Origin of the sequence: Exiguobacterium sp. Helios, assembly GCF_014524545.1 — a bacterium.
Lineage (GTDB): Bacteria > Bacillota > Bacilli > Exiguobacteriales > Exiguobacteriaceae > Exiguobacterium_A.
The window spans coordinates 175,117-191,244 of the sequence record NZ_CP053557.1; the positions used below are offsets into that span (position 1 = coordinate 175,117).

Consider the following 16,128-nt stretch of genomic DNA (forward strand, 5'->3'; position numbering starts at 1 on the left):
TCGGGTCCGGCTTTCTTTATACGATTTTTTTTAATTTCAGACCATTAATGCGCAGACTTCGTTCGCAAACGCGACCGGATCTTCGATTGGTAGTCCCTCCATCAATAATGCTTGTTGATACATCAACTTCGTGTACCGCTCAAATTTCGGACGGTCTTCAACGTACGCTGATTCAATCGCCCGGAACACATCATGTGATGTATTTAATTCCAGGATTTTGACGGCGGCGACGTCCTGGTTGTTCGGCATCGCTTTGAGGATTTTCTCCATCTCGATCGATACTGCACCATCCGTTGCAAAGCAGACCGGATGTGATTTTAAGCGGGTCGAGGCTTTGACTTCTTTGACTTGTCCTGCCAGTACCTCCTGCATCGCTTTAAACATCTCGGCTTGTGTCTCGGTCGTTTCCGCCTGTTCCGTCTGTTCAATTCCGAGGTCGCTGCTCGTGACAGACTTAAACTCTTTTCCTTCATAGTTAAGAAGCATTTGAATGGCAAACTCATCGATTTCTTCCGTAAAGTACAGAATATCGAAGCCTTTATCTTTCACGAGCTCTGATTGCGGCAACTTATCCAACCGGTCCGTGCTTTCGCCTGACGCGTAATAGATATACTTTTGATCTTCCGGCATCGCGGCGACATACTCTGCAAGCGTCACTAATTTTTTCTCTTTAGCCGAATGGAACAGAACAAGGTCTTTCACCGTGTCCTTTTGCATCCCGTAATCGTTATAGATACCGAACTTTAATTGACGGCCGAATGCTTGGTAAAACGTCTCATATTTTTCGCGGTCGTCACGCAACAAGGCTTCGAGCTGCGTCTTGATCTTGCTTTGAATATTCTTCGCAATCAACTTCAACTGACGGTCGTGTTGCAACATTTCACGCGAAATGTTGAGCGATAAGTCTTCCGAATCGACCATTCCTTTGACGAAGCTGAAGTGATCCGGTAAGAGATCGCTGCATTTTTCCATGATTAAGACACCGTTCGCATACAGTTCGAGTCCTTTTTCGAACTCTTTTGAATAATAATCAAACGACGGTTGCTCGGGAATGAACAAAATGGACTGATAACGGACGGCTCCGTCAGCACTGATATGAATGTGTTTGATCGGTGCGTCAAATCCGTATCGTTTTTCCTGATAGAAGTTGCGGTAATCGTCATCCGTCAGCTCCCGTTTGTTTTTTCGCCAAATCGGCACCATGCTGTTGACCGTCTTCATGACCGTAACGGACTCAGTTTCGTCTGATCCGTCGACCGGACGCTGTTCCGTCTCCGCCATCTCAATCGGATAGCGGATGAAGTCGGAGTATTTCTTGATGATGGTCCGGAGGCGGTACGGTTCTAAATATTCATCGTAGTTCTCTTCTTCTTCGTTGGCTTTAATATGAAGTGTGATGTCTGTTCCGACCGTCTCTTTTTCGACCTCTTCAATCGTATACCCGTCGACTCCGCGTGACTCCCACTTGTAGGCGACATCACTGCCAAAGGGTTTCGTCACGACCGTAACGGTATCGGCGACCATAAAGGCGGAATAGAAACCAACACCGAACTGTCCGATGATGTCATGGCCGTCCTTTAATTCATTCTCCGCTTTAAAGGCGAGCGATCCGCTTTTCGCGATCGTTCCGAGGTTTTCTTCAAGTTCTTCTTTTGTCATCCCGATTCCCGTATCGCGCAAAATCAGTTGACGTGTTTCTTTATTCGGTTCAATCGTAATTTTGTAGGCTTCCTTGTCGAACGTGATTGTCTCGTCCGTCAACGCTTTATAATAAATTTTATCGATGGCGTCACTGGCGTTCGAAATCAACTCACGTAAAAAGATTTCCTTGTGTGTATAGATGGAATGAATCATCATTTCGAGCAATCGTTTCGATTCGGCTTTAAATTGTTTCGTTTCCATTTTCGATACCCCCTTTTACTTTTAGCACTCTATACAATAGAGTGCTAATTCATTTCCATTATTACGGATATGAAAACGACTGTCAATCCTCTACTGGGTAGAATTCAGCGAGTTTTTTCCGGACATGCTCTCCGATTTCCCGCAGTCCATTCGCCGAGCCGTATGTCCCATGACTTCGCCCATTTTCATCGACGCGGCTGCCGAGACCAAGGAACTGTTCGCTCGGTTTAAAATGAAGTCCGATAATCGGCAGATTCAGTTCAGCCGAATAACCAAATTCGACGACAGCATCCGGATAATCGGTTAGTGGAACGGGTTCTTGCCACGCAACACTCGGATCAAGCTTCCGAAAACGGTCCGTGTGCTCCCGTCCAAGCAAGATAATCCCGTGTAATGAAAACAATGGCACCAGTTTCAAAAAAAAGGTTTGTCCAAAAACGGTTTCTTCCAGTTCGTGCCGCATCGAAATCTTTCCCATATACCGTTTCGTCGGAAGTGGAAAGAAGTCCGTGTGAATGACAGACTGCAGAGAACCATCATACAAGGATGCACCCAGTCCGTTTAAGAACCCTTCCAGCTTCCCGCCCTGTTCTTTTCCGAACCATGTTTTATAGACATCCTTTTGTTGAAAATAGTCATTGAATTTACGGATGCTTTGTTCCAAGTGGATGTCTGTCAGATATGCCTCCAACGACATGCCCGGATTCAGTAAAAAGAACGGTCCGGTCGAGTCAAACCGCAGCGTTCCATCCTTTTTTAAAAACTGTCCGGCTGACGGATTCGTCGCCACTGTCAGCCAACTCTTTTTTGCGGCATCACCGAACCATAAGACAGGTGTCGTTCTTTCTATCAATTCCTCTTTCATCGGTCCATTCGTTAACTCGATTTGATGCTGAACGGCTTCGGTTAAGAGTTTTTTTGCTGATTTCCGTTGTTCTGATGTCAGCGTTCTCATTCCTTTCGTGTTGCGCTTTCCTGTTTGAGTTATTCCCGTTCCTTAAAAACGTTAGACAGTTCGATGGGTTTAGCCCGATTGATGCAGGGAATGATTCGTAAGGTAAGCTACACCATCGGATATTATTTTTTAGGAGGAGATTTTTGATGAAACGACTTGAAAACAAAGTGGCCGTCATTACCGGCTCAGCGACAGGAATCGGGCAGGCAACGGCACTTGTCTTTGCCGAGCAGGGAGCGACAGTCGTCTGCGCGGACGTCGAGCTTGAAAAAGCACAAGCAACGGTAGAGAAAATCAAGGAAGCCGGCGGGAAGGCAGAAGCCGTTCATGTCGATGTCTCACAAGTCGACAGCGTCAAACAACTCGCCGACCATCTAGAGTCTACATACGGAACGGTCGACGTCTTGTTTAACAATGCTGGAATTGATCAACAGGGAGGAAAGGTGCATGAATACCCGATCGAACTGTTTGATCAAATCATCGCCGTCGATTTACGCGGAACGTTCTTAACGAGTAAATTCGTCATTCCATTGATGCTGAAGAACGGCGGATCCATCATCAATACATCATCGATGTCGGGGCGTGCAGCCGACTTGAACCGTTCCGGCTACAATGCTGCAAAAGGCGGCATTGCCAACTTCACACGGGCGATGGCAATTGATTATGCCCGCGATGGCATCCGCGTCAACTCGCTTTCCCCAGGGACGATTGAAACACCGCTCATCGATACACTCGTCGGTGGAAAAGAAGAACAACAAGGTAAACAGTTCCGCGATGCCAACGCCTGGATTACTCCACTCGGCCGTCTCGGCAAACCGCGTGAGATGGCGACGGTCGCCCTGTTCCTTGCGTCAGATGACAGCTCTTACGTCACCGGTGAAGACATTACGGCCGACGGCGGCATCATGGCGTACACGTGGCCGGGCGAAATGTTAATCGACGACAAATGGAAAACAGATGCTGAATAACGGCTTTGATTTTCTGTTCAGCACGATTCCTGATTCAGGAATCGTGTTTTTTTGTTCATTTTCAAACGGTTTGAGCCTAAGAAATTCGGTGCGCTTAAATGTTTTGGCCATTCGTTCACCTCACGCAACTACCTGAAAACGGGAACAAGACAGTAAAGGAGGAGAAATTATGCTTACAGAACCGATTACTTATTTGCAACGCTGTTTACAAATTCCAAGCACTAATCCACACGACGGGGAAGAGAACGTCGCAACCTATGTCTATGAATTACTGACCTCTCATGGTGTCCAGACAGACTGGATTGAAGTCTCTCCGAAACGGATTTGTCTTGTCGCCACGGTCGAGGCCGGTGCTGCTGCCGTTCATCCGAAAACAATTGGCTTCTCCGGTCATCTCGATACGGTACCGGTTAAAATCAGTGAATGGACAAAAGATCCGTTCGGCGGTGTCATCGAGGACGGACGGATTTACGGACGTGGTGCCTCCGATATGAAGTCCGGTGTCATGGCGATGGTCAGTATGATGATCGAATTAAATCAACGTGATGACTTGCCGAACCGTCTAAAATTGTTGATTACATCCGATGAAGAAAACGGTATGACCGGCGCCCGTCATTTGACAGAACGTGGTGACGCCGATGATTTAGACGCGCTGCTGATTACAGAACCGACGAGCGGTTTTCTCGGTTATTCGCAAAAAGGGGTCGTCGGTGTCGAAGTATCCTGCACCGGAAAAAGTGCGCACAGCTCTTCACCACAGCTCGGTCAAAACGCCATCGATGATTTGTATCGTGTCATCCGTGAAATCAAATCCGGCCGGTTTACGATGACCGATCAAAGTCACCCGGATCTTGGTCCGGTCATCGCTTCCATCACGTCGATTACAGGCGGCGAAGGTCCGAACGTCATTCCGAGTAAAGCCGCGTTTTATATGGACATCCGAACGATTCCGGGATTTGGACGGGAACAGGTCTTACAAGCACTGGAAGAAGTGAACCAACGTCTGTCTCAACAGGACGATAGCTTTTCGATGGAGGTGACAGTCATTAAGGATATTCCGTCCTGCGAAACAGACCGTGACGATCCGTTCTTACAGATTGTCGCAGATACGATGGAATCCATCCGGCAACAGCCGACAACACGCGTCGCGATTCCGGGCGGAACAGACGGTGCGATGTTCAGTCAGGCGGCCCGAAGCTTTCCGATTGCGGTCGCTTCGTTCCACGATTTCCGGCTGGCACATCAAATCGATGAGTCAATCCCGCTGTCAGAGTATGCGGAAACGATTGAGTTGTGTACGCGTCTTGCGCTGCACTCCTCTACCTGAAAAATCCTCCATCTGTTCCCAGACAGATGGAGGATTTCTACATATAAACGCCGATTGAAGCCAGGGCCTGTCCGATATAACTTTGATCGGACGCCAGAACGTGTGTCGCTTCACCGGCAAGACTCCATTTAATCCGGACGTGCCCCAGCCGGTCGTACGTCAGCTCCAATGTAAAGTCTCCTTTTTCGAACGAGATACTTCCCGGAAACTGTTCATGTACCTTAAGAAATTCATGCGCAAACCGGTCATACTCCGAAAAGCTTACCGTCATCTGATGTACTTTTTCCGCTTGATACCAGACATGAATGAGTAGCGCAGCGTGTGCCGGATCGACTTCCATGATGTGCCACGCCAACGTTTCGTCATATCCTGCAAACGAGATTGTATGTTTCAACAGAATCACCTCTTTTTGAATGAATGCCTGTCAGACAGGGAATCGTTTACTATCGAATTGAAAATGAGTGTTGCCATCCTGCGAAGGGAGACTTCCGAATGAGTGATTCACAAAAAACGTTACCGACCACTCAGAGTGTCGATACCTTTTTGAGTACGATTACGCCATTGTCAAAACGGACGGACTGCGAGCAATTGCGGCAGATTTTTGAAGAAATGACGGGGGAACCAGCCGTCATGTGGGGAGAAAACATCGTTGGCTGTGGACATTACCAGTATCGTTATCCTTCCGGTCATCAGGGAGAATCGTTCCTGGTCGGATTTTCTCCGAGAAAAACGACAATCAGTCTCTATCTTGCGACCGGTGTCGATCGGGAGCAGTATCTCGCACGTCTCGGGACACATAAGAGCGGAAAAAGCTGTATCTCTATCACTAAACTAGCAGATGTTGATCTGCTTGTCTTAAGAGAACTGATTGTCCATTCGGTCGCTTTCCTCGAAAAGACGTATCCGAAGTTCTGATGTCACCAAAAAAACGTCCTTTCTTCCGCGGATTCAGCGAAGGAAAGGACGTTTCGTTTACTGTTTAAAATTAATGCCCGCTGTCTGTCGTATCGATATGACGAATGTGTTTGAGATTGACCCCGATGATGACGACAGACAGTAAGACGAACGCACTGCCGACATAAAACGGCAGGTTAGCATTATAGATTTCAGACAATTTACCGGCCATGAATGGCGCGATAGCTGCCCCGAGAAAACGTAAGAAACTATATGCAGCGGATGCCGTCGAACGTTCGACCGGTGCTGCATCCATGACGGCTGTCGTAATCAAAGTGTTGTTATTCCCGAGAACTGCCCCGGCAAGAATGACACAGACGATGACAACAGCTGGTGTTTCCGTAAAGATCCCCATTAACAATAACAAGACGGCGAACAAGAGAAGCATCAGTACCATTGCTTTAATGGTGCCGAGCCATTGTTTTAATTTTGGTGCTGTTAACACGGATGTCAGAGCAAGCAACATCCCCCAACCGAGAAAGACGAAGCCGAGCCCTTTTGCCGGTAATTTCATGACGAACGGTGCATAGGCCATGATCGTAAAGAAGCCGACGTTATACAAGGCTGCAACGATTCCAAGTGTCAGTAAAGACCGGTGTTTCATGGCCTGGAACGGTGCAATCAATGAAATCTTTTTCGCTGGTGTCGCTGTTGCGACCGGTTTCGGCATCAGGAATAACAACACGAGGAACGCGATGACCATGATCGTCGCAACACCCATGAAAGGCGCGCGCCATGTGATCGAACCGAGTGTTCCACCGAGCAGTGGACCGATTGAAATCCCGAGACCGACTGCCGCTTCATATAAGATGATCGCTTTTGCTGTTCCACCGGATGAAAGGGAAACAATCGCTGCGAGTGCTGTCGCGACGAACAGTGCATTCCCGAGTCCCCAACCGCCGCGTAACGCGACAAGTGTCCAAATACTGTCGGCCTGTGACGCAAAACCGGCAACAGTTGCGATAACCGCAATCCCGAGCATCAATGTCCCCTTTTGACCAATCCGTGAAGAAATCGCGCCGGTAATCAGCATCGCAAATGCCATGACGGCGTTATAACTTGTAAATAGTAGCGTAACTTCACTTTTTGATGCTTCGAGGTTTTCGGCAATCGTCGGTAGGACCGGATTGACGAGCCCCATTCCCATGAATGCCGTGATACTGGCAAAGAATACCGCCCAAACAGCAATCGGTTGATGCAGTAAACCGTGTTTGCTTTCCGATAGAACTGTTTCAGGCGCAAGTGTCGTTGTTTTTTCCGCAAGAGCCATATAAATCCTTCTTTCTTAAATAAACTGTTTAAACGAATGACGGATGACGTCACCGCGACTGATGATTCCGACGAGCTTGCCGTCTTTTAGAATCGGTAATTTTTTAATTCGTTTTGAACCGAGTGTCGCTGCAATTTCTTCCATCTCGGTTTCTGTCGTCGCTGTCACGACTTTCCGGCGTGCCATGTCCATGACAGGACGCGTCAGGATGTGACGGACGCGCTCTTCATAGTTTTCATCATCGCCTTTGATGACATCGACATATAAAAACGTATCGACAATGATGTCTTTATGTTTGCCGATGGCCCGCATGATATCGCCGTCGCTGATGTAGCCGACGACTTCCTGCTCTCCGTTGACGACCGGAACCCCACTGATACCGGATGTGATAAAACGTTCTACTACCGTCCGGATCGTATCCTGTTCATTGACCGTAATGACGGTTTCTTTCATCGATTGATAAGCTTTCATCAGAATTCTCCTTCATCAGACGCTGTAATTAAAATAAGTTCATAACAACAAGTTTCACGATACAATTAAATAACATTTATGATTGTATAATACAACTATAATCCTGTCAAGAAGCCTGCCTTTGATTGACAGAGGACAGCCCGTGCGTAATGATGAGGGCAATGAATGCTAATGAGAGGTGACAATATGTCGAATCAATCCCTGGAAACAATTGAACTGGAACTGGCGATTCTTATTCGTCGTTTAACGACGGCAACGGCCGATAATCGGAACCTGGACCGTGCTTCCTATTTACTCTTGCGCCAGTTATCTGACTCCGGTCAAGTCGGTGTCAAAACCCTTGCCCGTGAGTTGCAACTCGACGTCTCGACCGTCAGCCGACAAGCGGCTGCGCTCGATCAGAAAAAATTAGTCGAAAAAATAAAAGACCCGACAGACGGCCGGGCCTTCTTTTACAACATCACAGATTACGGTCAACAAGAGCTCGAAACTTACCGGACAGCCCGTTTAACGAGCATCGAACGGTTATTACATGACTGGCCGGATGAAGATGCCGAATCGTTCGGTCGGTTGCTGAAACAGTTCAACCAAGCGTTACGGGAACGGTGAGTTTCTGAAAATACGAAATATCAGTCTAAAAAGAGGACGGATGCAAAATTCCGCTCTCTTTTTTTGTCCTTATTAGACATGACTTCCGGTTAACCGATTGTCACCTTCTGTTGAATCCGCTCAATCTGCTCGGGTGTCGTACGGCAACATCCGCCGATCAACCGGGCACCTGCGGCATACCATTCCGGAGCAATGTCTTCGAAAGCCGTACACACTGCTTCACCGGACCAGGTCTTACTGACCGGATCATACTGCTCACCGGAATTCGGATAGACGATAATCGGTACATCGGTCAGTTGTTTTAATGTCGTGATGAACTCTGTCGCAATCGATGCCGGAAAACAGTTCGCGCCGATTGCCGCCAGTTGCGGGTGCTCCCCTAATGCCTTGATACACTCACTCAACGGTGTTCCTTCACTGATGTGTGTTGCGTCACGCAGGGAAAAGGCAAGCCAGGCCGACTGATCCGGAAATTCTTCGAGCAGCCGGAACAGCACTTCGGCTTCCTGCAAGGAGGGAATCGTCTCAAATGCCAACACGTCCGCACCTGCCGCGATTAACGCTTCCAGACGAGGACGGTGGAAAGCTTCAAGTTGCGCATCGTCGACTCCGTAATGACCGATGTATTCGGATCCGTCCGAAAGATAGGCACCGTAAGGACCAATCGATCCCGCAATCAAAGCGTGATCCGCTGCCGGTCCGGTTTCCGCACGCGCCTGCTGTGCCAGATAGACCGTTTGTTTCATCAGTTCAATCGCTTCCTCTTCTTTAATCCCCCGGCTGCTGAAGCCGGCGACACTCGCTTGGTAGCTGGACGTGATGGCACAATCCGCCCCGATTTTAAAATAATCCGCATGGACGCGGTGAATCTGTTCCGGTTCTTCAAGCAGTACCCGGGCCGACCAAAGCGGATCATCGAGATTTCTCCCATGGCGTTCAAGTTCCGTCGCCAGTGCTCCGTCCAATAAAATATAGGGTTTTTCTTTTAACAGTTGTTCAACTGGATTGTTGTTCTTTGACATCTTCCACACTCCGTTTCCATGATGTTTTTGTCAGATGATGAACGATGTAACAGACCGCGATAAACGGAACCCCGAAATAGAGGGCGACCCGTTGCGTCGGATCAAAGGCGATTCCGATCAATGAAGCCAAACACATTAAAAACGACAGAATCGGTACAAACGGATACCAGGGCGTCCGGTAAACCAAATCGTTTAGATCATGCCCCTCTTGCAGATAGCGCTTGCGGAACATGAACTGTGAGGCGCTGATACTCATCCAGACAACGACGACTGCCAGTCCCGAGATCGAGACAAGCGCAATGTAGACGGAACCCGGTGCATAGACGCTGGAGAACAGGGCAAGCAGACCACCGAGCATACTGAAGAGAACGGCACGTATCGGCACTCCGCTCGCATTTAATTTAGAAAAGTACGGCGTAATCATCCGTTGATCGGATAAAGACCAGAGCATCCGTGATGCGGCATACAGACCCGAGTTCGCTGCTGACAAAATCGCGGTCAGGATGACGAAGTTCATGATGTCTGCTGCAAACGGAAGACCGATCCGTTCAAACACAGCAACGAATGGACTTTCAAGCACTCCTTTTGAATCATTTGGTAACAGAATCGCAAGAACAATGATCGTCCCGACAAAAAATAAGACGAGCCGGAAGACTGTTGTTCGAATGGCGAGAGGAACCGTCCGTTTCGGATCGACCGCCTCACCTGCTGCAATCCCGATTAACTCTGTTCCGGAATAGGCAAAGTTAACGGCAAGCATCGTCATCAAGATCGCGAACGCTCCGTTCGGAAACAGGCCCCCCTCCGTCAACGGAGCGAGAAGCGGTGCTTGTGAGCCGTCCGCGAGGGGCAAGAATCCGACGATTGCTGCTGTTCCTAAGACGATGAACACTAAAATCGTCAGCACCTTGACGGCAGAAAACCAAAATTCAACTTCCGCGAACAAGCGGACCGTCAAGACATTGATGCCTAAAATCATGACGACGAATAAAGCACTGAACAGCCAGACCGGAACATCCGGAAACCAGCGTTGCATCAATAAACCGGCTGCCGTAAATTCCGAACCGAGCGCGACCGTCCAAGTCAGCCAGTAAAGCCAGGCGACGGTATAGCCTGTTCCGGATCCAATATATTTCGTCGCGTAGCTGTGAAAGGCACCCGTCTCCGGCATATGTACCGCCAGCTCCCCTAGACAAAGCATTACCAGATAAACCGCCAGCGCTCCGACCAGGTAAGATAAAATCGTGCCGACCCGACCGGCCTGCTCGAGCGTATAGCCTGTACTTAAAAATAATCCGGTCCCGATGACACCGCCGAGTGACAACATGACGATATGCCGGGATTCCATTTTCCGCCGAAACGTTCCTTCTTTCATTGCTCCTCCACACTCCTCTTTTTCTCGTTAAACTAAAAAAAAACGCACCCACATGCATGGGTGCGTCGGTCGACAATCAAAGGAAGCTTATCGATCGGGTACAACACCCGCAGGAATTAGCACAGTATCTTTCGACCTGTTGCTGAGGCTTCAAAGGGCCAGTCCCTCCACCTCTCTGGATAAGAATGTAATTTTTCATAACAGTACCAACCCTGTTTTGAATTGTCAACACAATTCAGAATTTATCATGTAAAAAAAAACGCCTTACACCAAAACGGTATAAGACGTCTGTCGCTTATTTCTTCGCAAACAAATCAGCTGTCTTCAATGCCATGCGAACCGCTTTCCGGTTCAATGTGCCTTGTTGATGCTTCATTTCTTTTGTTTGACTGTTCAACTTGCCTTGAAGTGATTTGATTTTCTTATCTTTTTCAGCCATTTTCGCTTTATCGCGTTTTTGAGCTGCCACGATTTTTTGTTCTTCTGCTGGGAAGTATGATTCAAAACGTGAAACAGCTTCTTCGATACTGATTCCTGTGATCGGTTTAACGACCGGAAGCAACTCTGCTTTGGCCATTTCACGATCAAACGGAACGTTCTCCGGATAGTTCGTTTCTTTGTAGATGTGTTCTAGATCATTTGTATTCAGGAATTCCACGAAGTTATCAAAGTTACGTGCTTGAACACGTGTCGGACTTTGGAAGTCAGCCGACTCAATCACATCCGACAAGCGTGTGCTGTCTGTGATGTCATTTGCCCAAATGTGTGTCAATTGGTGATAATCCGTTAATTCGCGCATCCGTGCATCTTTCGGAATCAGGATACTTGGCGTTCCGGCAAGTGTTGCCGTGATGTTACCGTGAAGACGTGCTCCGAAGCTGAAGTCAGCTTCTTTCAAGAAGTCGATCCATGTCTGCGCGTTTAAGAAGAAGCGGACACGGTCGTTCATGTAAGTCGGATCCGACATCTTGACCGGATAGTTCGTGACGGATAAGTCAGCAATCGGATGTGTTCCTGTGTACGTCAAACGCAACTCTTTCATCCATTGCGGGATGAAGTAGTGGTTCGGGTACTCTTCCATTCCGCGTGTGATGAAGTTAAGGACGTTTTGCGGTGCAAGACGTGACGAGTTGACACCGATCATTGAATCTTTTGTGATATTCGTTTCACGAATTTTCAAATCACGACCAAACGCATACATCGATGGGCAACCGATGACTTTGTGATCGATTCCTTCGCGGAAACCAAGACGCGTCAAATATTTTGATGTGATTTCGCCGCGAAGTCCAAGCATGCTTGAGCGCTCAAGAACTGCGCTGACAAACGCTTTAACGTCTTCATCAAATGAGAAACCGTCGTTTAAATTCGCTTCAAACGGTGCGCGTAAACCGACACCGATGACGACGACCGGAATCTTTAGTTTTTTAATCAATTTTGTATATTTACGAAGTGTCGGGACGAATTCTTTACGGAATGCATCAGCGAGTGGAATGACATATAAATCGAAGTTCGCATTGATTTCATCTGCACGCTCTTCTTCATAGTAGTAGTAATCCGGTGTGATCGTCGTGCCCTCTGTCATCAAGGTGCGGAAAATACTGTATTGATAAATCAGGTTTCCGACGTTCCCTCCGATTGAGTTATGCTTCATCAAATATTCTGCGTCGAACTGTTCAAACGGTGTCATACCCGCACGGATAATAATACGTTTCATGTAAAATAATTCCCCTCTCACTTCTGTTTTCATTTAAAAAATATAAAATATATTTTGCTTTTTTAACCATCTTGTCTTTTCAAGGATAGTTGAATGCAATTCAGCAAGTCAACGAATAGCTGAAAACTACACATTATTGTGGATTATGAAAAATATAGGCTCAATACAACCTAACGAATATTCCCTATATAACAACTAGTTAAACATCTTTTCTCGACATACGATAAATTTCGAGATTTGCATAAATCGCCGGCAACATCACTTGCGTCGCTTCATCTTTCGAAAGAAGTGTGCCGAACAAATGAGCTGACTCGACTTCATTACCTTTCTCCATGTCACGTTGTAAGGACGACTTCATCGTTTCATCCATTTGTGCGATCTGTTGCTGTTGGATCTGTTCAATCCCATCACTGAACACAGCACCTTGGCGTTCCATCGCTTCTTTGGCTTCCGTTGCCAGGCGGCGGATCATCATCATTCCTTCTTCCTGCGAACGAATCGGACCGATTGCTGAACGGAAAAGCGACGTCACACCGGAAAACGTCGTGATGAACAGATACTTATTCCACATATCGCTGGTAATCGAGTCCGAGTATTTAATCGGCGCTAGTGTCCCCTCTAGGTGCTGCTTCAGTTCTTCCAAACGGTCTGGCCGGGTTCCCGGTAACGGACCGAATAATAAATGATGGGACGGACTCGTCTGTACGATGTGTCCTTGTGCATCAAGCGTTGATTCGATGAAGCAGAGTCCGCCCAGTACACGTTCCGCTCCGAAGTGTTGCTCCAGTTGCTTTAAATGTGCCATTCCGTTTAGCAACGGCAAAATATATGTATCAGTTGCGACGAACGGTTTGATGTCCTCTAACACCTGCTCCAGATGATAAGCCTTGGTCGATAAAAGAATGACATCAAACGTTCCTTTTTCTCCGGTCCGGATCAGGCGCGGAGAATAGGTAATATCCCCATGAAGACTTTTGACATGAAGTCCTGCACACAATTCTTCAAACCGGCGTTCACGCACTAAAAATGTGACATCTTCCCCTTTTTCCGCCAACCGGGCTCCGAAATAACCTCCGACGGCTCCTGCACCGACTACTAAAATTTTCATTTATTTTATCCCTCCATCTGACTGATGTCTTACAATCTGTTCTACGCTTTCGTTCTCTAGCCTATCACATCGAAAAGCCGCAATTTTGATAAAGATGACAATTTAATTAAAGCGCTTGCATTTTAGTTTTCCTCGTTTATACTACTTGTATACAAGTATACTTATTCGACAAAGAGGGTGTTTTTTATGTCCGATCTTTTATACCCGATTAAATGGTTATCAAAAGCCTCCGCCGGTGATCGTGTCGCCCATGAACTGCGCATGCGGATCATTTCCGGCAAGATTGAGAGCGGTACCGTCTTATCTGAAAACAAATTAGCCGCTGATTTTTCCGTCAGCCGATCTCCTGTCCGGGATGCCCTGAAGGTGTTGGCGTCAGAACGCATCATCCGGCTGGAACGGATGGGCGCCGTTGTCGTCGGACTGTCCAAACAAGACATCCAGGAAATTTACGATGTCCGTCTTTTAATCGAGACGTTCGTCTTCGAGCGGATTGTTAAGATGAATCGTCAGGATTTGGTTCGGGAGCTAAGCAAGGTGCTTGAAATGATGAAGATTGCCGTCAAATACAAAGACGCAGATGAATTTTCATATCAGGATGTTCTGTTCCATGAAACAATCATCCGGTCGATTGACCACGGATACGTCAGCATGATGTGGCAGAATCTCAAACCTGTCATGGAAAGCTTCATCCTGCTGTCGATGCGTCAACGAATCGAAGACGACATCGAAGATTTTGACCGAATTCTCGAGAACCATGCACTCTACATCGAAGCAATCGAAACTGGCGACCGCAAACGAATGATTGCTTCGCTCCATCAGAACTTCGATGATGTGCAAGAAGTTGAGGATTTATGGAAATCGCAACAACTGATGACGAAAGGAGTCGAACCACATGACTGAACACATGTTAGGGATTGATATCGGGACGACGAGCACCAAAGCCGTACTCTTTACGACAAAAGGGGAAGTCGTCGGACAAACGAATGTCGGTTATCCGCTGCATACCCCGAATCGTTCGACGGCGGAACAGGATCCGGAAGAAATTTTCCATGCCGTGCTCGAAAGCATCCGGTTGATGACGAAACAACATCCGACGGAGCAACCGAAGTTCGTCGCCTTCAGCAGTGCGATGCACAGCTTGATTGCGATGGATGAACACGATCAACCGCTGACCGCCTGCATCACGTGGGCTGACAGCCGGAGCGAAGTCTGGTCGAACCGAATCAAGGAACAGTACGGTTACTCGATTTATCACCGCACCGGAACTCCGGTCCATCCGATGTCGCCGCTCAGTAAGATTTGCTGGCTCGTCGAAGAACATCCGGACATTGCCGCGCGAACGAAAAAATACATCGGCATCAAGGAATTTGTCTTCCAGCGTCTGTTTGGACAATACGTCATCGACCATTCACTCGCTTCAGCGACCGGTTTATTCAACATCCATGATCTCGAATGGGATGCGGAAGCGTTGCAGGTCGCAGGCATTGATGCAACCAAATTGTCGCGACCGGTTTCGACGACGACGTCCTTTACCGACATGTCAGCGGATTATGCCAAACAAACCGGCTTGAATCCGGCAACACCGTTTCTGATCGGGGCAAGCGACGGCGTCCTGTCGAATCTCGGCGTCAATGCGATCCGGAAAGGCGAAATCGCCATTACGATTGGAACGAGCGGCGCCATCCGGACGATCATCGACCGTCCGCAAACGGATGAAAAAGGCCGGATCTTCTGTTACGCCTTAACCGAAAACCATTGGGTCATCGGTGGACCGGTCAATAACGGCGGCATGGTCTTACGCTGGATTCGTGACGAACTGGCCTCGGCGGAAGTCGAGACCGCGAAACGTCTTGGCATTGATCCATATGCCGTCCTGACGAAAATCGCCGAACGCGTCCGTCCGGGATCAGACGGTTTACTGTTCCATCCGTATCTGTCGGGCGAACGGGCTCCGCTTTGGAACCCGGATGTCAGCGGTTCGTTCTTCGGCTTGACGTTATCGCACAAAAAGGAACATATGATTCGGGCCGCCCTGGAAGGTGTCATTTATAACTTGTACACTGTCTTCCTGGCGTTAATCGAATGTATGGATGGTCCGGTCACACGGATTCAGGCAACCGGGGGGTTCGCCCGTTCTGAAGTGTGGCGTCAAATGATGGCGGATATTTTCGAGTCAGAAGTCGTCATTCCGGAAAGTTTTGAAAGTTCATGTCTCGGGGCCTGTATTCTCGGATTGTATGCGACAGGGGAAGTCGATTCGTTCGAGGTGGCAGCAGATATGATCGGCGATACACATCGCCATGTGCCGAATGAGGAAGCAATGCACGAATACCGTCAGTTGTTACCGATCTTCATCAGTTTGGCGCGCGTTCTCGAAACCGATTACCGACGCATCGCTACGTATCAACGGGGTTTGATTCAAAAAGAAATTTAATTTAACGTTTTTGGGG

Annotated in this window: 15 protein-coding genes and 1 riboswitch; of the genes, 6 read left to right on the top strand and 9 right to left on the bottom strand. The window is 48.0% G+C overall.

Annotated elements, in window-relative coordinates:
• Positions 1-36: 36 nt before the first annotated feature.
• Positions 37-1,902 carry a molecular chaperone HtpG gene (htpG, locus tag HNY42_RS00935; protein WP_188004926.1) on the bottom strand — a complete coding sequence of 622 codons (1,866 nt, stop codon included), beginning with the start codon at positions 1,900-1,902 and terminating at the stop codon, positions 37-39.
• A gap of 82 nt (positions 1,903-1,984) precedes the next feature.
• Positions 1,985-2,857, bottom strand: a complete 873-nt coding sequence (locus HNY42_RS00940) for a hypothetical protein (protein ID WP_188004927.1) — start codon at positions 2,855-2,857, stop codon at positions 1,985-1,987.
• A 146-nt stretch (positions 2,858-3,003) separates the two neighbouring features.
• Between HNY42_RS00940 and HNY42_RS00945 the strand changes: the two genes are divergently transcribed.
• On the top strand, positions 3,004-3,825 hold the full coding sequence (locus HNY42_RS00945) for an SDR family oxidoreductase (RefSeq protein WP_188004929.1): 822 nt from the start codon (positions 3,004-3,006) through the stop codon (positions 3,823-3,825).
• A gap of 169 nt (positions 3,826-3,994) precedes the next feature.
• Positions 3,995-5,152, top strand: a complete 1,158-nt coding sequence (locus tag HNY42_RS00950; protein WP_188004930.1) for an ArgE/DapE family deacylase — start codon at positions 3,995-3,997, stop codon at positions 5,150-5,152.
• 37 nt (positions 5,153-5,189) lie between these two features.
• On the opposite strand, the gene HNY42_RS00955 is transcribed toward HNY42_RS00950, so the two are convergent.
• Entirely contained in the window at positions 5,190-5,546 is a 357-nt protein-coding gene (locus HNY42_RS00955; protein WP_188004932.1) for a hypothetical protein, read from the bottom strand.
• 98 nt (positions 5,547-5,644) lie between these two features.
• Between HNY42_RS00955 and HNY42_RS00960 the strand changes: the two genes are divergently transcribed.
• Positions 5,645-6,067: a DUF1801 domain-containing protein gene (locus HNY42_RS00960; protein WP_188004934.1), complete on the top strand. Its 423-nt coding sequence runs from the start codon at positions 5,645-5,647 to the stop codon at positions 6,065-6,067.
• Positions 6,068-6,137: 70 nt separating this feature from the next.
• On the opposite strand, the gene HNY42_RS00965 is transcribed toward HNY42_RS00960, so the two are convergent.
• Positions 6,138-7,376, bottom strand: coding sequence for an MFS transporter (locus tag HNY42_RS00965; protein ID WP_188004936.1), 1,239 nt, complete (start codon positions 7,374-7,376; stop codon positions 6,138-6,140).
• Between the two features lie 15 nt (positions 7,377-7,391).
• Positions 7,392-7,847, bottom strand: coding sequence for a CBS domain-containing protein (locus HNY42_RS00970; RefSeq protein WP_131503587.1), 456 nt, complete (start codon positions 7,845-7,847; stop codon positions 7,392-7,394).
• A 186-nt stretch (positions 7,848-8,033) separates the two neighbouring features.
• Between HNY42_RS00970 and HNY42_RS00975 the strand changes: the two genes are divergently transcribed.
• The gene (locus HNY42_RS00975) at positions 8,034-8,456 is read left to right on the top strand and encodes a MarR family winged helix-turn-helix transcriptional regulator (RefSeq protein ID WP_188004938.1); all 423 of its coding nucleotides are present in this window, start codon (positions 8,034-8,036) and stop codon (positions 8,454-8,456) included.
• A gap of 89 nt (positions 8,457-8,545) precedes the next feature.
• On the opposite strand, the gene mmuM is transcribed toward HNY42_RS00975, so the two are convergent.
• From mmuM to HNY42_RS00995, 4 genes are all read right to left on the bottom strand, one after another.
• Positions 8,546-9,478 (bottom strand): homocysteine S-methyltransferase, encoded by a 933-nt coding sequence (gene mmuM / locus HNY42_RS00980; RefSeq protein ID WP_188004941.1) that lies wholly within the window; start codon positions 9,476-9,478, stop codon positions 8,546-8,548.
• The gene (locus HNY42_RS00985; protein WP_188004943.1) at positions 9,453-10,853 is read right to left on the bottom strand and encodes an amino acid permease; all 1,401 of its coding nucleotides are present in this window, start codon (positions 10,851-10,853) and stop codon (positions 9,453-9,455) included. Before HNY42_RS00985 ends, mmuM begins: the two co-directional genes overlap by 26 nt.
• 84 nt (positions 10,854-10,937) lie before the next feature.
• Positions 10,938-11,039, bottom strand: a riboswitch (SAM riboswitch).
• A gap of 109 nt (positions 11,040-11,148) precedes the next feature.
• Complete coding sequence (locus HNY42_RS00990) at positions 11,149-12,567, bottom strand: polysaccharide pyruvyl transferase family protein (protein WP_188004944.1); 1,419 nt, start codon at positions 12,565-12,567, stop codon at positions 11,149-11,151.
• Positions 12,568-12,766: 199 nt separating this feature from the next.
• Complete coding sequence (locus tag HNY42_RS00995) at positions 12,767-13,675, bottom strand: ketopantoate reductase family protein (protein ID WP_188004945.1); 909 nt, start codon at positions 13,673-13,675, stop codon at positions 12,767-12,769.
• Positions 13,676-13,861: 186 nt separating this feature from the next.
• Here HNY42_RS00995 and HNY42_RS01000 point away from each other — a divergent pair, with 186 nt between their 5' ends.
• Together HNY42_RS01000 and gntK are read left to right on the top strand one after the other, a co-directional pair.
• Positions 13,862-14,578 (top strand): GntR family transcriptional regulator, encoded by a 717-nt coding sequence (locus HNY42_RS01000; RefSeq protein ID WP_131503591.1) that lies wholly within the window; start codon positions 13,862-13,864, stop codon positions 14,576-14,578.
• Positions 14,571-16,112 carry a gluconokinase gene (gene gntK, locus HNY42_RS01005; protein ID WP_188004946.1) on the top strand — a complete coding sequence of 514 codons (1,542 nt, stop codon included), beginning with the start codon at positions 14,571-14,573 and terminating at the stop codon, positions 16,110-16,112. Before HNY42_RS01000 ends, gntK begins: the two co-directional genes overlap by 8 nt.
• Positions 16,113-16,128 lie beyond the last annotated feature (16 nt).